17 protein-coding genes are annotated in these 22,391 nt (G+C 45.4%); 9 read left to right on the top strand and 8 right to left on the bottom strand.

Annotated features, from left to right (window positions below; all coding sequences use genetic code 11):
- The first annotated feature begins 87 nt into the window (after window positions 1-87).
- From SCB77_RS18575 to SCB77_RS18585, 3 genes are all read left to right on the top strand, one after another.
- Window positions 88-324, top strand: a complete 237-nt coding sequence (locus tag SCB77_RS18575; RefSeq protein WP_320183496.1) for a hypothetical protein — start codon at window positions 88-90, stop codon at window positions 322-324.
- Window positions 321-1,517 (top strand): GTP-binding protein, encoded by a 1,197-nt coding sequence (locus SCB77_RS18580; RefSeq protein ID WP_320183497.1) that lies wholly within the window; start codon window positions 321-323, stop codon window positions 1,515-1,517. Before SCB77_RS18575 ends, SCB77_RS18580 begins: the two co-directional genes overlap by 4 nt.
- Window positions 1,518-1,600: 83 nt before the next feature.
- The gene (locus SCB77_RS18585; RefSeq protein ID WP_320183498.1) at window positions 1,601-2,854 is read left to right on the top strand and encodes a Na+/H+ antiporter; all 1,254 of its coding nucleotides are present in this window, start codon (window positions 1,601-1,603) and stop codon (window positions 2,852-2,854) included.
- A 67-nt stretch (window positions 2,855-2,921) separates the two neighbouring features.
- Here the strand turns inward: SCB77_RS18585 and SCB77_RS18590 are convergent, their stop codons facing one another.
- The 6 genes from SCB77_RS18590 to SCB77_RS18615 all read right to left on the bottom strand — a co-directional run bounded on the left by SCB77_RS18590 (window position 2,922) and on the right by SCB77_RS18615 (window position 10,223).
- Window positions 2,922-3,530, bottom strand: coding sequence for a hypothetical protein (locus SCB77_RS18590; RefSeq protein WP_320183499.1), 609 nt, complete (start codon window positions 3,528-3,530; stop codon window positions 2,922-2,924).
- A gap of 94 nt (window positions 3,531-3,624) precedes the next feature.
- The gene (locus tag SCB77_RS18595) at window positions 3,625-6,348 is read right to left on the bottom strand and encodes a DEAD/DEAH box helicase family protein (RefSeq protein ID WP_320183500.1); all 2,724 of its coding nucleotides are present in this window, start codon (window positions 6,346-6,348) and stop codon (window positions 3,625-3,627) included.
- Window positions 6,349-6,460: 112 nt separating this feature from the next.
- A complete protein-coding gene (locus SCB77_RS18600) occupies window positions 6,461-7,987 on the bottom strand; it encodes an alpha-L-arabinofuranosidase C-terminal domain-containing protein (protein WP_320183501.1) in 1,527 nt (508 codons plus the stop codon).
- 101 nt (window positions 7,988-8,088) lie between these two features.
- Window positions 8,089-9,342 (bottom strand): hypothetical protein, encoded by a 1,254-nt coding sequence (locus SCB77_RS18605; RefSeq protein WP_320183502.1) that lies wholly within the window; start codon window positions 9,340-9,342, stop codon window positions 8,089-8,091.
- Window positions 9,343-9,580: 238 nt separating this feature from the next.
- Entirely contained in the window at window positions 9,581-10,006 is a 426-nt protein-coding gene (locus SCB77_RS18610; protein WP_320183503.1) for a nuclear transport factor 2 family protein, read from the bottom strand.
- An 82-nt stretch (window positions 10,007-10,088) separates the two neighbouring features.
- Complete coding sequence (locus SCB77_RS18615) at window positions 10,089-10,223, bottom strand: hypothetical protein (RefSeq protein WP_320183504.1); 135 nt, start codon at window positions 10,221-10,223, stop codon at window positions 10,089-10,091.
- Between the two features lie 22 nt (window positions 10,224-10,245).
- Here SCB77_RS18615 and SCB77_RS18620 point away from each other — a divergent pair, with 22 nt between their 5' ends.
- The 5 genes from SCB77_RS18620 to SCB77_RS18640 all read left to right on the top strand — a co-directional run bounded on the left by SCB77_RS18620 (window position 10,246) and on the right by SCB77_RS18640 (window position 19,871).
- Window positions 10,246-11,634, top strand: a complete 1,389-nt coding sequence (locus SCB77_RS18620) for a sensor histidine kinase (protein WP_320183505.1) — start codon at window positions 10,246-10,248, stop codon at window positions 11,632-11,634.
- 134 nt (window positions 11,635-11,768) lie between these two features.
- Window positions 11,769-14,387 (top strand): zinc-dependent metalloprotease, encoded by a 2,619-nt coding sequence (locus SCB77_RS18625; protein WP_320183506.1) that lies wholly within the window; start codon window positions 11,769-11,771, stop codon window positions 14,385-14,387.
- Between the two features lie 22 nt (window positions 14,388-14,409).
- Window positions 14,410-17,748: a SusC/RagA family TonB-linked outer membrane protein gene (locus SCB77_RS18630; RefSeq protein WP_320183507.1), complete on the top strand. Its 3,339-nt coding sequence runs from the start codon at window positions 14,410-14,412 to the stop codon at window positions 17,746-17,748.
- Window positions 17,749-17,766: 18 nt separating this feature from the next.
- Window positions 17,767-19,080 (top strand): RagB/SusD family nutrient uptake outer membrane protein, encoded by a 1,314-nt coding sequence (locus tag SCB77_RS18635; protein ID WP_320183508.1) that lies wholly within the window; start codon window positions 17,767-17,769, stop codon window positions 19,078-19,080.
- 71 nt (window positions 19,081-19,151) lie between these two features.
- A complete protein-coding gene (locus tag SCB77_RS18640) occupies window positions 19,152-19,871 on the top strand; it encodes a LytR/AlgR family response regulator transcription factor (RefSeq protein WP_320183509.1) in 720 nt (239 codons plus the stop codon).
- Window positions 19,872-19,905: 34 nt separating this feature from the next.
- Here SCB77_RS18640 and SCB77_RS18645 read toward each other — a convergent pair whose 3' ends face one another.
- Window positions 19,906-20,913: an alpha/beta fold hydrolase gene (locus SCB77_RS18645; RefSeq protein ID WP_320183510.1), complete on the bottom strand. Its 1,008-nt coding sequence runs from the start codon at window positions 20,911-20,913 to the stop codon at window positions 19,906-19,908.
- A 164-nt stretch (window positions 20,914-21,077) separates the two neighbouring features.
- Window positions 21,078-21,545, bottom strand: a complete 468-nt coding sequence (locus SCB77_RS18650) for a DinB family protein (protein ID WP_320183511.1) — start codon at window positions 21,543-21,545, stop codon at window positions 21,078-21,080.
- A gap of 227 nt (window positions 21,546-21,772) precedes the next feature.
- Here SCB77_RS18650 and SCB77_RS18655 point away from each other — a divergent pair, with 227 nt between their 5' ends.
- The gene (locus SCB77_RS18655; RefSeq protein WP_320183512.1) at window positions 21,773-22,381 is read left to right on the top strand and encodes an outer membrane beta-barrel protein; all 609 of its coding nucleotides are present in this window, start codon (window positions 21,773-21,775) and stop codon (window positions 22,379-22,381) included.
- Window positions 22,382-22,391: the final 10 nt, after the last annotated feature.

A 22,391-nucleotide genomic window follows, 5' to 3' on the forward strand; every position in this document is an offset into this window, starting at 1 on the left:
TTGTTCAAAACTACAGCATAAAAATTACAAATGCAATATTGTTGCTTTTGTAATTTTTAGGTTTTACATTTGTGAAACCAAAATGAGATGAAGATGATGATACCCCACGATTTTGAAAGCTGGAGAAGATGCATTGAAGTAGACTGCGGCATTGCCTTGACGGATGTGTTCGTAAACAGGCGAATAGCAATTTATGCTGATGCGCAGCATGCAGAAACGCAACGTTTCATCAAGCGCTACGGAGCAGAGCATCACCGGCAGGTGTTGCAATGGTTTCGAACCGTAGCGGAACAAGACGACTTAAAAAAGGAGGAAAAGAGATGATAAAAAAATTGCCTGTGACTGTACTAAGTGGTTTTCTTGGTGCAGGAAAAACAACATTGCTAAACCATGTGCTGCACAATAAGGAACAGCTGAAAGTAGCGGTGATCGTGAATGACATGAGCGAAGTGAATATCGATGCACAGCTTGTCGAGCGTGAACATACCCTGTCACGAACGGAAGAGCGGCTGGTGGAGATGAGCAATGGCTGTATATGCTGCACCCTGCGCGAGGATCTGATGTTGGAAGTGGAACGGCTGGCGAAGGAGAATCGGTTTGACTACCTGTTGATCGAGAGTACGGGCATTTCTGAGCCTATACCCGTTGCTCAGACTTTCAGCTATGTGGATGAACAAAGTGGGATCGATTTATCAGCCTTCAGTTACATTGACAGCATGGTCACGGTGGTAGATTGCTTTAATTTCTTTCGAGATTTTGGAAGTATGGACACCTTGCAAGATCGGGATTTAAGCGATGATGTGAACGATGGACGCACTATCGTGAATCTGTTAACCGATCAGATTGAGTTTGCTTCCATCATTGTGCTGAATAAGATCGATTTGGTGGCGGATGAACGGTTGCTGGTGCTAGAGGCTGCGATACGCAAGCTCAATCCAGGAGCCAAACTCATCCGTACACAATTTGGACAGGTTTCGCTAACGGAGATTATGGGAACCCATAGTTTCGACTTCGACGAAGCTTCCTCATCTGCAGGCTGGATACAGGAGTTGGAAGCGGAGCATACGCCGGAAACCGAAGAGTATGGAATTTCTTCTTTTGTTTTTCGCAGTGCACGGCCCTTTCATCCACAACGCTGGCACCATTACTTAAATGTGCACTACCCGACAGGGATTATACGAGCGAAAGGATTGTTCTGGATAGCATCACGACCAAATTTCGCCATCAATTTTAGCCAGGCTGGCGGAAGTCTACGCATAGAAAATGCGGGCTATTGGTGGTGCAGTATGGCGGAAGAAGAACGTGTACGTTATCCTATGTATATCGAGAATCGTGCACAGATTGAGGCCGGATGGCACAAACAATGGGGCGACCGAAAAAATGAATTGGTTTTTATAGGGCAGCAATTGGACAAAGAAAAGCTGATAGCCGAACTTAATCGTTGTCTGCTGAATGAAGCAGAGTGTGAGGATTGGCGATACACGGCGTGGAAAGACGAATTCCCCAAGAATATCTAGACTGATGCCTGCTCCCGAGGCCAAAGGATTATTAAAACTGAATCCTTATCGCTAAATTAGCTCGTATACAACAGTAACGAGTTATGGAGAATTATGCCATCATATTAGTTTTAATGGGTGCCATGGCTATATTGAGTACAATGGCGGAGAAAATAAAGATTTCTTCTCCTATTGTACTTATTGTGGCCGGAATAGCGATTGGTTTTATCCCGGGGATGCCGGCCATAGCAATCGAATCGGAAGTGGTGTTTCTGCTTTTCCTACCTCCACTGCTTTATGACGCAGCATTCAAGATACATTGGAAAGAATTTAAAGATAATATTTATATCATTTCGCGACTGGCTTTTAGTTTGGTGTTTATCACCACCTTGGGCATTGCGGCCGTGGCTTATTACCTGATACCCGGCATGTCATGGCCCTTGGCCTTTGTTTTGGGCGCTATTTTGGCACCTACGGATGCTGTCGCCGCTCTGAACATTACCAAAGGGATGAAACTGAGCTCGCTTACCAATACCGTATTGGAAGGAGAGAGCCTATTGAATGATGCTTCTGCTCTAGTAGCTTTTAAATTTGCACTGGCGGCACTTTTTGGTGCTTCTTTTGTGCTCTGGGAGGCATCACTTTCGTTTGTGACGCTACTGATCGGCGGTTTTCTTGTGGGTTTTGTGTTCAGCAAACTGCTTGGTTTCGTGCTGAAGCTGATCCGCGACAACGGCACTGCCGTGTTGAGTTTGGTGTTGCTATCACCTTTTGTAGTTTATTTGCTTGCTGAGCATATTCACGCTTCGGGCGTCATCGCGGTGGTCACGCTGGCCTTTGGCCTGTCGAAGCTTAGTGCCGCACGATTTCCTGAACGGCTGAAAGTGCAGTCGGAACATATATGGGATATGATCAGTTTTTTGTTGAATGGCTTAATCTTTATTCTGATAGGTTTGGAATTGCCTATCGTGGTGAAGAAATTGACCAGCGAACAGCTGCTGACCTATGGTGGTATTGCTGCCATTATTACCGTGACGGCGCTATTGGTGCGAACGCTAAGCGTTTTTCTACATCGGAAGAGATTACATAAGGCTTTTCAACATGCGCAAAATAACAAGCGTGCCCGCGCTATTCCCGAATCGATTCTATTAAGTGTGCAGGAAAGCATGATCATCAGCTGGTCAGGCATGCGCGGCATCATTTCCTTGGCACTGGCCATCGGACTTCCGCATGTATTGAAAAATGGGCAAGCTTTTCCCATGAAAGATGACATTATCTACATCACCACCGTTGTCGTGCTACTGACCATTGTGGGACAAGGATTGCTCTTACCTTTTATTGCGCGACCGAAAAGCTAAGGAGCAAGGTCTGTCGTTTTCGTCGTGCATAAAAAGAGGAGTTATTTGCCTGAAAGGGTAATCCAGATTATTGAGGCAAGGCGATGACGGCCCGATCGAAATCAAATTTTTTCTTGTTGCTGGAAAGGATTTTTTTGTCGATGCTTTCCTTGTCCGTCGTAAAAGCCACGCTCTCGTTGTCAAAGTGCCAAGTTCCTACGTAATTTACGGTGTTAGGAGACACGGTAAATGTGTAGCGAGCATTCGCGATCGTGTGATCATCCTGTTCGGGCTGGGACGTCAATTCAATAACTCTATTCTTATAGATAGGTTCCACAAAAACCTTACCTCCATACCATTTACTTGCTATCCATTGGTAATTCAAAATAGCATACCGACCTGCTTTGATAAAATAAATAAATGGGTTTTCTTTTGAAGATTTAATAGCCGGTTTTACCGAAAATGTAAAGATCTCTCCGCTATCGAGATTTATGACACGAATGTCTTGCTGAAAGCCACCGCTGGTGAAGCCGAGCCGTTGTATAAAGTTGCCGTAAATGATCCCCTTATCGTTGGGGATACTTTCGTATTTACCTATACGCTCAAGCTGTTCATATTGCTGCCCGTAAGACATGCTCGTAAAAATAGCGAGCAAGAAAATTGGTAACAAAACAGCACGATATGCGATGGTTTTCATGTTTATTATTTCAAGGGGTTAATAATGTTTTTGCGACTTATTGAGGCAAAGATAAATAACTTCCTGAGTTAATGATACTGTTTATTTTTAATTTCTAAAGCCATTTGCTTACGTGTTCTACCTCATCTGCAAATTGTGCGGAAAGAGATTTCAGACGCGCTTGCAACAAGGCCTTTCGACCATCGACGCTACGGGTGAATAGTAAAGTGGTAGATCCGACCTTCTTGATCCATTGTTTTTGAAAATGCTGCGCATTTTCTTTGTTTTTACCAATTACTTCGGGGACGGCATGATAGTCCAACTGCTTTTTGCCGCGTGCTGTGCGATGTTCGCGCGTTATTAAATAGCGTGGATTATCAATTGGATCTACGAGCTCTTGCAGGGCTTTGATGAAGATCGATTTTTCGAAAGTGCTACCACCATTCAAATGGCAATACACAGCTCCAGACCGGTCTACATGGGCGTCGACCGAAAGCTGTGATGCATCGGTATGGATCAGATCGGCTTCGACGAGTGTGGTAAGCAGTGCCTCCGCAATATGCTGTATATCCTTGGATATATCGCGATAGCGACTATACAGCTGTAGGGCAAAGTAAGCCCTTCGGCCAAACAAAACCACGCCGCCCGCGGCAATACTCAGCAGTGCCCAAGACAACTCGCGGAGGTTGTGTATATTGTTAGCTATACGATCGTAATTGTTGAGCAAGGTTTCGGCATAACCCACCGCGGCGGAGGCCACCGTAGCGGTAGCATTACGAACGGTTTTGGTAAGGTAGAGCGATTTTGTTTCGACGTAGTTGACGCGCTCCCGAAATGGAATTTTGAGTTCCTCGACCATCGCAACTCCTTGCTTCAGGGCATCATTCCAACGCTGTTCAAGACCTGCCCGATCGGCGGCAGAAGCAAACATGGCCGCATTTATTTCCGCAACACGATCGCCATCTAGATTATCGAAGGGCATGTCGAGACGCCCAACGCCATTTTCTATGCCGCCATCATCGTGGAAGGAAACGCCAACGAAGGCCTTGAATTTACGATGCATGCTTAGAAAATCTGCACCTCCATTTGGTAGGCCAGGGTCTAGGCATACGAGATGCCAAATGTTGCTTGTTTTGTGTGGATTTCCTTTTTCAGTGCGTATCGCACGACCGCGCATTTGATTGGATAATACGAAGGAGCCCACGAAGCTGGCTAGAATTAGCGCATTGATCGCCGGTGCATCCCAACCTTCGCCAAGCAAGGCCTTGGTGCCAATGAGCACCTCTATGTATCCGGCTTGAAACAATTGCGTAACGACATGCACAACTTGATGTTTAAGTCTTTCGTGTGGCTCTACACGCAGGTAGTTGGCATCGTAGGGTACACTCGTAAAGCGGATGTCTTCGATCCCGATGCTTGCTGCCTTCTGAATAAAGGCTTCCTTTGCTTGGCTAGGAATCAAGATGATCGAACCGGTCAAGACAGCCAATTTGGCCTTCATCGTATTCGTTCTGCGTAGCTTTTCAAAGATAGGGAGCACGCCTAGTCGGTTAATGTCGAGGTTGTTGGTAGAACCACTGCTGTAAAATTCCTTACGGATGTAATCTGCTAAGACGACCATCCGCAGTCGCTCACCAAGATGTGCATATTCAAAATCGACGATTTCTTTGATGCTGTCAAGCTTGCGTACGCTACTGGTCAATCGCCCTGTGACGGCTCTATTGTTCAGAAAATCTATGCTTCGCTGCTCGAGCACGCCGCTGCGGCGTAACCTATTCTCCAAATGCAGCCGATGTTCCTCAAAGGGTGCAAAATGTGGATTTCCACTGAAGATGTAGAAGTGAAGGAGCCGCTGCATCCAAGTATAGTCTAATAAAGGGATCGCCAGATCTTGCTCCCCGATTATGTCTTGGTGCTCCTCGCTTAACGTTCGACCTTGAGAGGCCATATAGATTAAGCAAGCCGAGTAAGCTGGCAGATCGCCATATATTGCATCTATTTGAGACAAAGGAGCTATCCAGTAAGGATGGCTTTCCACGGCAGCGAGTAGTTGCTCATCTTCCTTGATTTCGTGAAATAACGTAGAGGCTTTGCTGCGGAAACCATCGATTTGCTCGCACTCCTGAATCGTTGGCAAGGAAATGTGCACGTAGTCTTGATGCAGACATAGGTCGCCTGCTTCCACGAGTTCAGGAACGGAAATTTCCTCGTCTACAGGGCCATTGATCTCTATGTAGCGTTTCCATTCTGCGGCCGACACGTCGTACGGAGGGGTAGCCGTGAGACCAACCACTATAGGGTTTAGTTTTGATTTCAGCTTGCTTAATGTTTCCCACCAAGCATTTTTAAGGTGATGGGCCTCATCGAGCACAAGCGTCTGCACCTTTTTTGCAAGTAGCGCTTTGCTGATATCGCCAAGGCGAGCGCGTTTCATGGGTTTCGATGCTGGTGGAAGTTGCTCGGCATCTTCCTGCTCGAGTTGCTCGGTGTCTACTGTGCCGCTGCAGGCCGCATGTAGGCCTTGGTAGGTGACGGCGGTGACAAAGCCTGGTTTGCGGATATCCGTCGATATCCAATCTGGGGCAACGGTTTGTCCGAGAAACAGCTCACAGAGCCTTTGTATCCATTGATTTCGAATGGCAATGGTGGGCGCAAGGATTAGGCAGGCTTTGTCGAGCCGAATGGCTACTTCTAATCCGAGCACTGTTTTTCCGGATCCTGGCGGAGCGACCACATGCAGATGCCCATCTTCCAGATGGGTATCCAAGTTGTCCAATATGCGCTGTTGGTAAGTACGCCACGCATACTTAAATCGAATATCTTTTGGAAATGCTTTCAAAGTTTTGCTATCGTCTAATATAACAGTTTAAAAATCGATCTGTGTAAGGTGCTTCTCTGCGATGTGTGGATCTCCCGTTGCTGCTTCGGCGCATAGCACTGAAACAGTTAGCTTATTGCAAAGTGAAATTATAGATTGTGATCGATTCTTTCGCAAACTGCAACGGCTTTTTTTGCTGTATATGCTTGTCTTCGGATATACGAACCACTTCCGTATCTTTCGCGGCTAAGGTATTTGTTGCTTCCAAGCTACTTGACGAATAGCAGATCTTACTAGTAATTGACTTCAACGTCGCATTTTTTAAGAGAAGCGGTGCCTGTATCTCTTGAGAGCTTCTATTGACGACAAACAGGGTCAACATCTTACGCTCGCGATCGATGGTAGCCGAAAGGTCGAGCGCGGCAATCCCATCGGTTAATATGGGGGCTTGGCTTTCTGCAGCAAGAGCTTCGCCAAGCGCGTATTTTCTGTATGCTTGCAGCGGGTAGAAGATGGTTTGCTTGACAGAACCCTCTTTGTCGGTCATGATAGGTGCTAAGACATTGACCATTTGTGCCCAGTTGGCTATGCCGATTGTTTGCGCTTGTCGTTGAATAACCTGTAGAAAACTAGCGGTGGCCAAAGCATGGCGCCAAGTATATTGATTGGTGGTGCCGTATGGCGGATCTTGTTTTTCCCAAATGCCCCATTCGTCAAAAGATAGCTTAATAGGACCTTCACGGTGTGGGAATCGATACCACTCGCTCCACTGTTGAACGGTATCGCTGTAATTTTTTCGGATGAAACGGCCCAAGTGTTCGATCTCACTTTCGGCAGTTGCGATTTTCTCGAAGATCGAATAAGGCTTGTTGGGGCTGGTATTTACGTAGTAATGGTAGGATAGATAATCAACCGCATTGCCTATCCCATCCAATACCGTTTTGTTCCAGTGCTCGTTCATGGCTTCACCGTTGGCGATTAATTTTATGCTCGGGTCGGTCAGTTTCATCAATTTGATAAAATGCCACACGTCTTTGACGTAGTCGTTTGGATCTTGATGCCTACCGGCGTCGGGCTCGGCACCCTCTTCATTGCCCAATGCCCAATACTTTACCTGAAAAGGTTCAGCATAGCCGTGTGCACGACGTAAGTTTGCATAATAAGTATTTCCTGTTCCATTGCAATACTCCACCCAGTTGGCCGCTTCCTCGGCCGTGCCAGTGGAAAGATTGACAACCAAACAGGGCTCTGCCTGCAGCTCTTTACAGTATTCGATAAACTCGCAAGTACCAAATTGATAACTGTCGATGCCTCCCCAAATAAGGTTTTTCTTGGCTTTACGTTGCTCTTTTGGACCGACACCATCTTCCCAATGAAACGTTTTGACAACCGTGCCGCCTGGAAAACGGAGGGTCGTGGGATGTAGTTCCTTCGCCTTAGTCAGCACATCTTTTCGAAACCCACGATGGTCAGACAGGGGGCTGTTCTCTTCATAAATACCACCATCGATGCAACGTCCTATATATTCAATAAACTGCCCGTAAACCAATGGATTAATTTTGCCTAGACTTTGGTCAGCATCAATACTGATTTGGTTTTGTTGCGCAAAAAGTACAGCATGGAAAAGGAAGAGAAATACAGCTACAATAAGATTCTTCATAAATATTTGTTACGGTTGAGAGTGTCAAGCGTAAATATATCAAAATCTAACGTAATGCGTCCCCCACAAGGACAGAAAGGATGCCGATCCGCTAAAAAAGACTACCTATTGTTTGGATATTCTTGGATCCATCGGAAGCCCTGTTTCTGCAATTCAAAGTCTGCTGGGTTGATCTTGATCAGCTTAATCTCTTCGGTCTCATTGTCCCATATCTTTCGTAGACTAATGTTTCCGTTCTCTTCCAGCTGGTAGTCAAATGTAAAGTTGTTTAAAGAGATGGTGCGCTTGGAGGTATCGAGTTGAATTTGCTGCCGGATGGGTTGATAGTCGATGTCGCGTACTGTTGCCGAACCCTCAAACTCAAAAACAATGCTGCGCCAAGTTGCTGGAATGCTTTCGTGTAGATTGTCATCGGATGCAATGCGGTAGATACCAAGCAACGGTGATTTTTTATAATACTGTTGTATCAATTGATTTCGTTGTAAGGTTGATGTTACCTGCGTAATGCCAAAGATCAGCAGCAATATTGCTTTTATAGTGTAGATGATGGTTCTTTTTCGCGGTTTATCGAAGATAGGATTTCGTTGGCTTACCAATGTCGCTGCTTCTCCTTTAATAAGCAATTTATACAATGCTTGGAGATGCGGTATCAAGAGAAATAACGCCAAGACGAACAATGCGGTAGATAGCATTTTGACAGGTACATCAAAGAAATAGTTTACACTCATGACATTGATGGCCGTAGCTACGGTTATTAGGGCGCCCAATACCACCGTTTTCCGAAAGAAAAGAAATGCACTAAGCACCTCGACTAGGCCGACAAAAAAGCTATACTCCTTAGAAAAACCAAAGAATGTCCATGCAAGCCCCATAGGTGAAAATTCGCCCAGCGGCTCCATAAGCCGATGCAAGGTAGGCGGGGGCATTTGTGCATGCATCATTTTGATGACGCCGTAATTGATCAACATGCAGGCTAAATAATAGCGGACAACCACGCTGAGCCAATAATGACAGGTATTGTAACTTTTTCTTTTTCGATCCAAAATAGACCATACTATGGAACCTATTGCGGCTGTGATTACCATAATAAGCAACAGTACCCAGCTAAACGATGTGTCGCCGCTGCCATTTGGAAGAATTTTAAAATCGTACTGATAATGCAGGATATGTTCGGAAAACCAAGGTACAAACTGCTCAACGAGTTTCATGACCGGTTGTGTGATGATCTTGAAGAAGGGAAAAGCTCCGTTGTTCATGAGCAATACAAAGGCTAGGATCAAGATAAATGCAAATCTAAAGCTGATCTTCGCGGAGAATGTCCAAGCGGCGGTATTTCGGGAAACGATTTCGGTCATAGTTCTTACGGGCTTTTAATAAAAGTATAAAATTATGTGCGATATTCTTCTATCGATTATTAATTATCACACTTCTTGCTTGAAGGAAATGTCTTCTCGAAAGACAATGATCGATATCTTTTTGGGTGAGGGCAAACATGATGGTTGATAGCGTGGAACAAGATGTTATAAAAAAAGCCAGATGCATGGTAAGTACAGCATCTGGCAAACAATATATGGGAAATGGTTGGGCAATTGTTTAGGGGTAGGTGGTCACCACTTTGCTCAGTTTCCAACCGTCTTGGGTTTGATTAAGCGTGATGTAATCGACACGTACAAAATGATCAAAAGTCATGGTGGTTTTAGCAACACAAGTAGACCCCGTTTGATCCAATATTTCATAGCTAGTTTTGCAATCGAACTTGGCACCGGCACTTTGCTTTAAGAATTTCATGTATTGCTTTTTGTTGAAGCTGTCGTTGTTGGCGCTGTTGCGGTATTCAAAATCTTCTGTGAAAATGTATTTGTTCAACGTCGGGTTACCCAATGCGGCAGACTCTAGATAAACACTGATGATGCTTGTCGAGTCAAATTTTTTAAGTGGATTAGATGTTTCTGTAGCGAAAGCGCTAAACGAAGCGATCATGATGAATGCACTGATGATGGAGATTACTGTTTTTTTCATGGCGATGTGTGTTATGTTTTTATTTTAATTTCTTATTTGATACTTCAAAGGTAGACGAACAGCGCGCTACAGCCTATGGTAATTAGACCAGCTTGCCTGTTTTCTCGGCGAATACCGGTAAAGCATCGGTTAAGGTTAATTCATTTTGGAAGGCAGCATGGGAGCGGTTGATCAGGAAGCGTTTGTTAATAAGCGAGTTGTCGATTGCTCGCCGCATAAAAATAGATTATCTTTGCGGCGTGAAAGAGGATAATAAGTCGGCTAGGAAGTTTAAGCGTAAGAATTTCCTGTTGTTTCCTGTAGGCGTTTTACTGTTGATGCTGGTTGGAGGCTTGATCTTGCAGGTGATTTTTAATCGTCTGACGGAGTTGAACAGGAAAATGCTGCGCGATATCGCCAATGAGAAAGCTTTGGCGGTACAAAAAGAGTTTGATCTGCTGGAGCAACGTTTAAGTTGGTTTCTTGTACAGGCTGAGGGGCAGGATCGAGAGACCATTCAGTCTTACCTGCAGAAGGATACCATTCTGCACACTTTCTTGACCTTGGCTCCGCTGGATTCCAGCCTGCAGTCGGAAGATTGGAAGAAGAACTTAAAGTACCGGTTGCCCTATGTGATTCGTTCGAAGGCTGGCCGTTTGCAGGTGCTTATCGACCTTAGAAAGTTTAATACCTATTTTTGGGTTGGCGGCAGTGGACATGCCTATTTCGAGATTGTTTCACCGGATAACTTCTTTTTGATGCATCCCGAACTGTCACAAGTAGGAAAGGCCAATCCTATACATACCGCGTTGAAGCGAGATTGGCAAGACACGATCGTACTGTCGAACTATCTCCAACTGGATGCATTAAGGCGCAGTGTATCGCTGAAAGGTATATTTGCCAATGCACAGTTGGCAACGAGCGTACCGCTGCTCATCACCGCAGATGAAACTCAAGAAATATTAAACCTCAGTATGCTGCTTGGTGTCGGTTTTTTGGTTATCACCATTACCTTTTTGCAGATCATCTATCGGAACAAGCAGCGAGTACAGCAATTGGAAATCGAGCAATCCGAACTGTCGCGAGAACAGGCCACCATGCGCTTCGAGCGATTGCGCGAGCAGATGAATCCACATTTCTTATTTAATGCATTGGGCTCCCTGCAACAGTTGATTGCTAAAGATCAGGATCATGCCAAGCGCTTTGTAGGTAAGATGGCGAAGGTATATCGTAAGATGTTGCAGGACGACCGCTCGGGTTGGTCGAGCCTAGAAGAGGAATTGGCCTTGGTGCAAGCCTATTTCTTCCTGCAAGAGGTTCGTTTTGCGAAAGCATTAATGCCGATAAACTATGTTATTCCACCTGCGGTATTAAAAAGACAAATCCCGCGTTTGAGTTTACAAACTCTAGTAGAAAATGCTATAAAGCATACGGTATTTACGCGGGAGCAGCCCTTAGAAATAGAAATTATTGTTGATGATGATCAGGTATTGGTGAAAAATCGATACCGGCCGCGGATGACCAGCGAATCGCAAACGGGAGGCTATGGTTTGGAATATATTGCATCCATGTATCGATATGTAGAGTTGGAAGGTTTTTCTTACGAGGTGGAGAATGGTTTCTTTGTGCTACATCTGCCGCTTCGATAGCGTTTGTTTTTTCTTCCCTTAAATGTGCGGATTCACTCCCTTAATACACGGATTCACGGAAATTACATTGCCTTTTTAAATATTTGTGAGCACTTTTAGCGCTTGAATGACGCATTAACCTTACCGATAACGTAATGAATAATAAACAGATAAAGCAGCTGTCGCGCTTCGTGGGACTTGCCGTATTTTGTACTACGGCGTTCCAGTCCTGCGGCGTGGTGCCTGCATTTATATGGAAAAAGAAAGACGCCCAGATTGTGGCTGTGGCCGATAGTAGCAAGGATGAAAAGGGTGTAGCCTATCAAAAATTGATCAAAGACGCTCGTGTGGATTCGGGTATGTTCCACATCATCAGTAAAAAGGGAGAGTACTACTTTGAGATACCCCGTACTGCATTGGACAAGGATTTCCTGATGATACACAAAATATCATCGGTGCCATTGGCCATAAACGAGGCTGGCGTCAATAAGGGGATGAACTTTGAGAACAAAGTGCTCCGCTTTAGCCTGAAAAAAGAAGGGAAGGAAGTTTGGGTAGGCGAGATCGATCCGAAGATTGAAGTGCCAAACCAAGATGCCATCGCCAAATCGGTTTCCGATAACTACCGCTTATCCTACATCGAGTCATTTAAAGTAGAAAGCTACAATCGCGATTCATCCAGCGTAGTGATCAAAGTGAACAAAGTATTCGATGGCACCGAAAAGAGCTTTGCGGACGTGTTTTCAAATTTGGGATTGGGGACTTCACCAAAGACATCGCTCTCTGGTATTGAACAGATAAAATCTTTTGACAACAACGTGGTGGTGCGATCGATGTACAGCACCAAGGTGACAGAAGGAAACGAATCCATACCGATTTCTATTGCCGTGACGACAAATATCTACGCCCTGCCAGAACAGCCTATGGTGCCACGCTTTGCCGATCCGCGCGTAGGCTTTTTCAGTACTGAGCGCTGGTATTTTTCTGATAAACAACAGGAACTTGATAAGCGTAATTTGGTAACGCGTTGGCGTCTAGAACCAAAGGAAGAGGATAAGGAACGTTACAGAAAAGGGGAGTTAGTGGAGCCTAAGAAGCCTATCGTGTTTTATCTCGATCCGGCTACGCCAAAGCAATGGAGGAAGGAAATTATTGCGGGTGTGCACGATTGGCAGCAAGCTTTTGAAGCCGCTGGCTTTAAGAACGCTATAATTGCAAAGGAAGTGGCCGATACCACGGCTTTCGATCCGGATGATGCGAATGTATCGTCTATTGTGTATGCTGCGTCGGCACAGGCCAATGCGATGGGACCTTCCGTGGTAGATCCGCGCTCGGGCGAGATTTTAGAGGCAGATGTTATTTGGTGGCATAACGTGATGACGATTTTGAACAGCTGGATGCGTATACAAACCGCTGTTGTGGATACAGCTGCACGTGGTAATGCTTTTTCCGAAGAAAAGATGGCGCATGCTATTCGTTTTGTGTCATCCCATGAAATAGGGCATACCTTAGGATTGATGCACAACATGGGGTCTTCGTCGAGCTTCCCCGTGGATTCGCTTCGCTCGCCATCCTTTACGGATCGTATGGGTGGTACAGCGACGTCCATTATGGACTACGCCCGCTTCAACTACGTTGCGCAGCCCGAAGACGGCGTAAAGACAATTACACCTGTCATTGGCCTCTACGATAAGTATGCCATTGCATGGGCTTACCGCTGGTATGATGTGAAGACACCTTGGGAGGAGCTGCCCACGCTACGTAAAGAAATAGAAAAGCACCAGCACGATCCGCATTACTGGTATGGTGAACAACAAGATGGTAAGAACATTATCGATCCGCGTTCCCAATCGGAAGATCTTGGCGATAACGCTATGCTGGCAGGAGCCTACGGACTACGTAATTTAAAACGTATCATGCCTCGTATTGTTGATTGGACAACCCGTTCGGGAGAGGACTACTACCGCGCGGGCAAGCTATATATGGGCGTTATTGGGCAATGGTATACCTATGCCGACCATGTGATCAACAACATAGGCGGCATTTATTTGGAAAATCCCGTGTTGGGTGATCAAAAAGATGCTTATCGTCCGGTAGACCGAGCCAAGCAGATCGAGGCGCTAGGCTATGTAAAAGAGCAGGTATATCGTTTGCCGGAATGGCTCTTTGTGCCAGAGTTGATGACCAAAACGTTTCCATTGCGGGATAGCCCTATCGGTAGTTTCGAATATGCACCCTACAATTTGCAACGCGAATTTCAATATAGCTTGCTTTTCAGTTTGGTGAAAGATGAGCGTTTGCTAAGGATGATTGAGATGGAGCAACTGTTTGGCCGGAAACGGGCTTGGAGTGCTGAAGAATTTTTGCAGTCGGTGCGCGAGGAAGTATTCGCCTCGACTTTGAAAAAGCAGTCTTTGGATCTTCGCACACGTATGTTGCAACAAAACTATGTGGATGTATTGATGGTGTCGACCAATAAAGCCATGGAGAAAATAAACGACAAGAAGCTTACCGATGTAGACCTATTCTTGCAACAGGCGCATCCGCATATTTGTGCCCTACATGGCTTAGGCGATGCAGCAAGACAGGCGCGCAATGTACATGTGGGCAGTATGGCCAGAACCTCCGATATGTTGATGTTGAAGCGGACGGAGCTCTTGGAAATCTATAAACTGTTGGATCGGGCACGACAAACTGGCGATAAGGCTACAAAAGCGCATTACGAAGATCTCCTGATGCGCATAGCCGTGACATTGCCTATCGCAAAAAAATAAAATTACTTAATACCTAACGTGAATGAATAGATTACTTATGCTGTTTGTGCTTTTTTGCTGCAACGTTGCTAGCGCACAAACAGCGACTCAACTGGAGGGACGCGTGTTGGACGCGACCACAAACAAACCGATTATTGGTGCCACCATTATGGTGGAAAATACGGCAGTAGCTGAAGAGACTGGCGTCGCCGGACAGGTACAGCAGTCGGCACTGGGCGTTATCACGGATGAAAAAGGCGCTTTCAGCTTAAACATTCCAAACGGCGTACGCTTTGTGACGGTATCGTTTATGGGCTACGAGAAGCTACGGGTGGCCGTCTATGCCGGGAGTAAAACGCTATTGCTACAACCCAGTGGCGAATCATTGGAAGAAGTGATTGTGACGGGTTATACCGATATCAAGAAAAGAAAAAATACGACAGCCTACAACAAGATTGACATGGATAAAATCCAACAGGCTGGTGTGTCGAGTGTAGAGCAGATGTTGGAGGGACAGGTTGCTGGTATGCAGTTCTCTAATTTAAGTGGCGGCCCCAACGGCATGTCGCAGATCCGTATTCGTGGTACAGTGTCCATGAACGGCACGCAAGATCCGTTATGGGTGTTGGATGGACTGCCAATAGAGGGGACAGCGATGCCCAACCGCTTGGATAAAGACAATATCAACGACCTTCGCAATTTGCCTATCGCGGGATTGAACCCCGATGATATACAGGATATAACCGTTTTGAAAGATGCCGCAGCAACTTCTATTTACGGTGCCCGCGCGGCAAATGGGGTGATCGTGATCACGACGAAACGCGGTAAGAGTGGCCCCGCGCAGGTGAATGTTTCTGCAAATAGCTTTATCGCGGAGCGCCCCGATTTTAGTCGCTTGAATCTTATGAATGCCTCGCAGAAAGTAGATTTCGAATTGGCGATGGCTGGTCGTTCTGATTTGGATTACCGTGCGGGAAAAGGTGCTATAGCACGCTTGTTGACCGCCGGCAATGAATGGGATGCCTTTCGCAATGGCGGACTATCGGCACTTTCATCGACAACGCAGGAATCTATTCTTGCACTGCGTAACCAAAACCATAGCTGGGGTGAATCCCTGTTTCGCCAATCGGTGAACCAGCAGTATTCCGCTTCGATCTCTGGCGGTACAGAAGGACACCGCTACTATATTTCGGGCGGCTTCTACGACGAGAAGGGCAGCGTATACAATGTGGATATGAAACGCTACACCTTGACCTTTAACAATGATTTTCGGATCAATAGCCGTTTTAAAGGCGGACTTAATCTTTTGGGATCGGCAACGAATCGCCAAAATCCGGTTCAAGATGCAGATGGTTTTAACAATCCAACGTATTACGCCCGTACAGCGAATCCCTATCTACAGATTCGGGACGCTAATGACGCTTTTATCTATGATCCAGATATCGAAGGTGCGGAGGCTGACGCGGTCTATATTCCTTTCAACGCGATCGAAGAGCGAGAAAACACGCGCTACACATTGGCCAACAAAAGTTTGAAAGCGATTACCTATCTGCAATATGATATCTTGCACAACTTATCCTTGCGCACCGAATTGGGCATGCAGTTGGAAGAAATTGGCACCGAGCGGTACCGTGATCAGGAATCCTACAGTGCACGAAAATTACGTCAGACCACACGTTACTACGATTCGTCGACGAAAACTTATAAGTATTTTCTTCCAGAGGGCGGCATTATTGAAAATACCCATAACAGCGGCTTTCAATATAACTGGAAATCCTTCTTAACCTATACGAAGGAATGGACATCGAAGCATGAGCTGGAACTGATGGGCGGAACGGAGCTTCGACATTCAAATAACAGTATGATCGCAACGAAAGGTTTTGGCTACAATCCGGTGACCTTAACAACGCAGACTATTCTTTTTCCGAATAGTAACAACCTCAATAATGCAAACTTTAGGCCCTACGCAAAAACTATAGGCGAGACGTCGTTTGCATCGTTTTACGCAAATGGTACCTACACCTTCGACAAGAAATATAATGTATATGGTAGCATCCGATACGATGGCTCTAATATGTTTGGTGTAGATCCCAAATATCGGTTTTTGCCCATATGGTCTTTATCAGGCTCTTGGATAGCTTCCGAGGAAGAATTTATCAAGGCCATTCCAACCATTTCTAATTTGCGCCTGCGTGCCTCATATGGTGTACAAGGGAATATCGACCGGAATACCTATCCTTTTATTGTTGGAAGCTACAGCACCGGCTCGTTGTTGCCCGGCACCAACGAGCAGACCATTGTTGTGAATACTCCTGCTAACGATAAACTACGCTGGGAGAAAACGCAATCTTGGAATGCGGGAATCGATCTTGGATTATGGAAGGATCGTCTAAATATTACCGTAGACTATTACAAGCGTCAAAGTTCAGATGTTATCGGCAACAGCCAGTTAGCATTGGAAAATGGGTTTGAAGATGTAAGTCGCAACTGGGCGGGAATCAGCAACGAAGGGGTAGAACTGACTATTTCCAGTCGAAATGTGGAGACTACTCGTTTCCGCTGGAGCACCGACTTTAATATTGCGCACAACAGCAATAAGTTGACCAAGGTGTTGGCCAATCCAAAATCCTATGTGTTGGACAACCAAGAAGGCTACCCTGTCAATTCGCTCTTTGTGCTACAAACGGCAGGTCTAGACGCCCATGGGCTGGTGCAATTCAAAGGTGCTGACGGCAACCCTATCGCCTTTGAACAATATTACGGACTGTATGATCCATGGGCAGATTTCCTGCCAGGCTACATGGTGGCAAATAATTTGACCCCAGCCGATTACCGCAGTAAGTTTAAGTATATGGGCAATATGGATCCGCGCTTCATCGGTGGGATGACCAACCGGTTTAAGCTAGATGCCTTTGATCTTGCCGTTTCTGCGGCCGTCAATCTCGAAAAATGGGTGCGTAGAACGCTTTCATACAATCCTGCGCAGGTGGACCGTGGCTCAAACCAATATACGGAACTTTTCGATGCCCTTGACGGTTCGCAATTGCCTGCCATTGGCAGCAATAATATCGAGCTTAACGAGCGCTGGATGGCTTACAGCTGGATGAATGGTAATGACCCTGTAAACTCCGTTAGGTATTACGATATCTGGGCAAAGAAGATGAGCTATGTGCGCATCAACAGCATTCGCCTTGGCTACACCTTGCCGTCTAAGATCGGCAAACGCATTGGGGCGAGCAATGTGCGTTTTAATGTAGAAGGCCGGAATCTATTCGTCTTCGGTACCGACTACGACGGGTTCTTTGATCCGGAGACCTATGGCGACTTATATGCGCAGCCGATTACAAAGTCGTTTACATTTGGTGTTTCCGCTCGTTTTTAATCTTTAGCATTGCATAACATGAAAAAAAATAGTTTATATATAATTTTACTAGCCGTGGGCGCCTTGTTTTCCGCTTGCGATAAGTATTTGGATATACAGCCGGTGGGTACTGTAGTACCCAGTACAGAAGCAGACTTCCGAGCTTTGTTGACAAGTGGATACACCAACTTTCCAACACATAAGGCGCTGCTTAACCTACGCACAGATGAATTATTGTTGGACGAATATTCTACGGATTTCCCCGAATTGAAGGATATCTATCTGTGGAACGATCAGAACCCGGATCCCGTGACGCGTGCCTACCCTTGGGTAGATTTCTACAAAAGTATCTTCTACGCCAACCATATTCTCGAGGAAATGGATGCCAAAATAGGGGTCACTGCGGAAACCAAGCAGATCAAGGCGGAAGCGCTGTTGTTGCGTGCCTATGCTCATTTCGAGTTGCTGAATTGCTATGCTGAACAATTCAGCGAAGCTAATAAAGCTATTCCGCTCGCAGATCATATTGATCTTGAACAGCGCTTTCGGCCTGCAACGATAGCGGAAACTTATGCGTTGATTCTTACTGATATCGCTAATGCACAAGAACTGATGCAGGTAGAGGATCAGCCTGCCATGTATAAATATCGCTTTAGCAAGCGGGCGCTACACGCTTTCAAATCGAGGGTGCATTTGTATCGTGAAGAATGGGAGCTTGCACGGCAGGAAGCAGCGGTGGCATTGGCCATCAACAATAAATTGGTTGATCTTAATCAGGACGCCGCATTGCTTCCGAGCGATTTTGAGTCGGTTGAGGCCATTATGGCGCTGGATGCGGTGGGAGTATCGTTCGTTTCTACAAGTTCTTATATTGCGCCGACACTATTGTCTAGCTATGACCAAGCCAATGACAAGCGATTCACACGCTATTTTGCTAAAGCTGGTAGCAATTACGTTTCAAGTAAAGGTGGTAACGATCGCTATAACGTCAGCTTCCGTAATGGCGAACTGTACCTCATTATAGCAGAAGCCAGTTTACAGCTGAACCGTAAGCAGGAAGCCGTGGACGCTTTGGGCACGCTGTTGAAAAATCGCTTAACGGCATCGGCTTTTTCTGCGCAAGAGTTGGCTATGGCCACTATGGATCGCGCCGCATTGCTGACCTTTGTGAAAGCGGAGCGCAAACGCGAGCTAGCCCTGGAAGGTTTACGTTGGTATGATTTGAAGCGAGGTGATCGTCCACGGATTGTACACCAAATTTTTGGACAAGAGCAAGTTTTAGAACAACAGGATCCTCGCTATATTATTCGCTATCCACAAGAAGCTATCGATAATAACCCTGAGCTGTTGTAAGAAGAACGGATTCTGCATGATACATCCTCTTTTCATTCGTTGAAAAGAGGATTTTTTTTTACTTTCACAGCATGGTATGGCATATACTGATCGTAGAGGATGAAGACTGGGCTTGGGAGAGCCTGCGGGATATGCTATCGCAACTATTGCCCCATAATATTGTTCCCCAGCTTACGCACCTTAGTACCGTGCGGGAGGCTGCAAGCTGGCTAGAAAAGAATAAAGTCGACTTGATTTTTATGGACGTGCATTTGGCCGATGGACTGAGCCTCGATATCTTCAAACAGGTGCAGGTAAAGGCTCCTGTGATCTTCACCACGGCCTATGAAAACTATGCGTTTGATGCTTTTCAGCATCAAGGATATGCCTACCTACTGAAGCCTTATGATATCGATGATCTTGAAAAAGCCTTGCTTAAGGTTCGGTCTCTACTGCCGCAGGAGTCGCCAACCTATAAAAATCGCTTCTTGGTAAAATACGGCATTCATTTGAAGTCCTTATCCGTAAACGACATCGCCTATTTTATGGCGGAAGATAAAACGCTTTACGCCGTGGAGAAAGATGGCCATGCCTATATCATCGAAGAATCGTTGATGGGGTTGGTCGGTAAACTTGATCCGGAGATGTTCTTCCAAATAAACCGGAAGTTTGTGATTCAAATTAATGCCATTCGCTCCATGCTAAAGATAAGTCGAGGACGTGTCAAATTGGAACTGCAGCCAGCAACAACCGTAGAGGTAATCGTCAGCGGGGATCGCTCGCAGCATTTTCAGCTGTGGTTGGATAAGTAGTTATTATCTGTATCGTCTTGAGCAATTTCTTAGGTTATCCACCTTTATTATCTTGTTGTTTTAGTTGGATTTCATCCAAATATCCTTTTATGAGCTGGATAACCAGCTTCTCGTCGGTTAGCGGTACATAATGGGCGCTGTTTTTAGCGATAACTTGCTTGCTACGGCTTGATAAATGTAACAGATCTTCTTGTCCGCTGCGGTGTATTGCTAGGTATTCATCGCCGAGGCTGCCGTCACCTAGAAAGTTGGCGCCTTGTGGATAGGCTCCAGTTACAATGGCGAGCGGGATGTCGGCAAATGAATCTATCTGCGCCGCTTCAATAAACATAGCATCATCATCTCGTCCCTCTTGCAGCACCGTTTTATAGGACCTGTAAAAATAGTCGACGATATGTTTATTCATAGCATGATCGGCGGGTAGATCGGCGATGAAGGGATTGATCGAAAAATAGCTGCGTGCGAGCCCCGTCTCGACCAAGGTGCCAACCAGCCAAATAGGTGGCACAATCAGGTATTTCTTTAGCTCCTCCGATGATCGTTCGATTTGCTTCGGATGAGAAACATCCAAGAATATGACTGCTGCAATATCTTGTTGGTGTTTTCGGATAAAAGGCCTTAACGTAATGCCGGCAAGCGAATGGCCAACCAAAATATAGGGCTTTGGACAGTTGGTTTTCTCCAGAAGCTGTTCAAGCTCCTCTGTCATGCTCGTTAGCGTTTTTGGCGCCGCTGTCGCTCCGCTCCACTGCAATCCCGATTTGTCATAGGCTATCGTGCTGCTGAATTTGGAGATGGAGTCTTGGATCTGTTCCCAAATTTTATGGTCGCCCCCCATACCAGATTGAAAAACAACTGTCGGACCACCTACGCCTTTTTGTATAAAAAACGTCTTAACACCATCAATATCAACAAATGATGCCTCATCAGGCTTTTTACTGTTAAAATAGATCTGTGATATTTGTTCGTAACAGATACCAATAAATAGCAATACGATCAATGTTATGCCAATAACTTTTACGATTCGCTTGAAAATCCGCATAATACACCTTTTTATTTAGAATGATTACAAATAAAAGTTATTTTTTAGCAAGATGCAAATGTCTTCGAAACGGGCGCTACATAGTAGCCCTTCAAAACCCATTTTGTAAACAGTCTTTGTGCACCCATAATGGGGTTAGTAGTCAATTTCAGCTGTCCTTAGCTTTACCCTAGTAGTTTTCGTAGTAAAACAATTTGGCCCAAGTGATAGTAGCTATGTTCCAATACGCCTTCTATATTACGCAGGTAGTTTCCATACCTCTCATCGAAAAAAGGCTTTTTCCATTGTTCATCTTCAAAATTTTCTATTTCGTTGGCAAATTTTTCGGCATGAACAAATAGCTTTTCGCGAAGACCATTCCAATCGCTAGCCGAAGCAATAGGGGGAAGATCGAAACTGAATTTATCTAGGATGGTCAGTTCACCGGTTTTGAAGGCTTGAAGAATACCCTCTAGGTAGTAATTGATATGAAAAGTAAGCGCAGCAATGCTGTTTAATTGGTCGATTTGCTGTGTTGCCTGCCGCCAATCTACAAGGCTAAGCGCTGCTTTGTAATTACTGTTGGCAATGAATGTTCCGCTGAGGAAAACTTCGCGGATCCTGTCTGCTAAATCTCTTGATAGCGTTTCCATGTTTGTAATTATTCTGTTTACTATTAGTTCTTTTATCGGTGAAACAATCCAAAAGCGATGTTGTTTACATGAATCTACAGAGGCAGTGATCGACTTTTGAAATGTGTAGTAGTTCATTATGATGTGATTTTATTTTTTTACATTTGTGCATAAATTATTCAATCGATGATGCTGTATGTTTCGGCATACAATCGATGATTATTAACCTTTACGTTTTACAAATCAACATGAAGAAAAATCTTTTGGTGGCAGCTTTGCTAATTGGGGCTGCAACTGCTGTATCGGCTCAAAGCACATTTGGTCTGCGAGCTGGACTAAATCTTGCCACGGAATATGCTAGGCAAAACAATCAATCGTCGACAACTAAAATTGCGCCTTCCTTTCACATTACAGGTTACTACGATGCAAGGGTGTCAAATGGGTTTTCTATCCAGCCGGCGCTGTCGTTGCAAGGGAAAGGTGGTAAATCGGATTTGAACGGCGAAACATTGACGGATAAGCTTCTTTACGTTGAGGTACCTGTTAACTTTTTGGGTAGGGTGCAAGCAGGTAATGGGGAACTGTTTTTTGGTGGAGGACCTTATCTAGCGTACGGCGTTAGCGCGAGGGTTACCTCGGGGCGCAATGCGCAGCATCTTGAATTTGGAAGCAATCCCGATCAGTTAAAGCCATTTGACGCAGGATTAGGGTTTATGACTGGCTACAGATTTTTTAGTGGATTGGTCTTAAGCTTGTCTAGCTCTGCTGGATTTGTTAATATCGGCAATATCGAAGGTACGACTTTCCAAAACCGAGTTACGTCCTTCAGTATCGGTTATGAGTTTAGTAAACGCTAATTAATTTCTG

The organism is Sphingobacterium bambusae (assembly GCF_033955345.1).
Lineage (GTDB): Bacteria > Bacteroidota > Bacteroidia > Sphingobacteriales > Sphingobacteriaceae > Sphingobacterium > Sphingobacterium bambusae.

Coding starts and splice junctions, on each gene's coding strand:
- SCB77_RS18575 (WP_320183496.1), top strand. CDS start 88: ATGAAGATGATGATACCCCACGATTTTGAAAGCTGGAGAAGATGCATT.
- SCB77_RS18580 (WP_320183497.1), top strand. CDS start 321: ATGATAAAAAAATTGCCTGTGACTGTACTAAGTGGTTTTCTTGGTGCA.
- SCB77_RS18585 (WP_320183498.1), top strand. CDS start 1,601: ATGGAGAATTATGCCATCATATTAGTTTTAATGGGTGCCATGGCTATA.
- SCB77_RS18590 (WP_320183499.1), bottom strand. CDS start 3,530: ATGAAAACCATCGCATATCGTGCTGTTTTGTTACCAATTTTCTTGCTC.
- SCB77_RS18600 (WP_320183501.1), bottom strand. CDS start 7,987: ATGAAGAATCTTATTGTAGCTGTATTTCTCTTCCTTTTCCATGCTGTA.
- SCB77_RS18605 (WP_320183502.1), bottom strand. CDS start 9,342: ATGACCGAAATCGTTTCCCGAAATACCGCCGCTTGGACATTCTCCGCG.
- SCB77_RS18610 (WP_320183503.1), bottom strand. CDS start 10,006: ATGAAAAAAACAGTAATCTCCATCATCAGTGCATTCATCATGATCGCT.
- SCB77_RS18615 (WP_320183504.1), bottom strand. CDS start 10,223: ATGCGGCGAGCAATCGACAACTCGCTTATTAACAAACGCTTCCTGATC.
- SCB77_RS18625 (WP_320183506.1), top strand. CDS start 11,769: ATGAATAATAAACAGATAAAGCAGCTGTCGCGCTTCGTGGGACTTGCC.
- SCB77_RS18630 (WP_320183507.1), top strand. CDS start 14,410: ATGAATAGATTACTTATGCTGTTTGTGCTTTTTTGCTGCAACGTTGCT.
- SCB77_RS18635 (WP_320183508.1), top strand. CDS start 17,767: ATGAAAAAAAATAGTTTATATATAATTTTACTAGCCGTGGGCGCCTTG.
- SCB77_RS18640 (WP_320183509.1), top strand. CDS start 19,152: ATGGTATGGCATATACTGATCGTAGAGGATGAAGACTGGGCTTGGGAG.
- SCB77_RS18645 (WP_320183510.1), bottom strand. CDS start 20,913: ATGCGGATTTTCAAGCGAATCGTAAAAGTTATTGGCATAACATTGATC.
- SCB77_RS18650 (WP_320183511.1), bottom strand. CDS start 21,545: ATGGAAACGCTATCAAGAGATTTAGCAGACAGGATCCGCGAAGTTTTC.
- SCB77_RS18655 (WP_320183512.1), top strand. CDS start 21,773: ATGAAGAAAAATCTTTTGGTGGCAGCTTTGCTAATTGGGGCTGCAACT.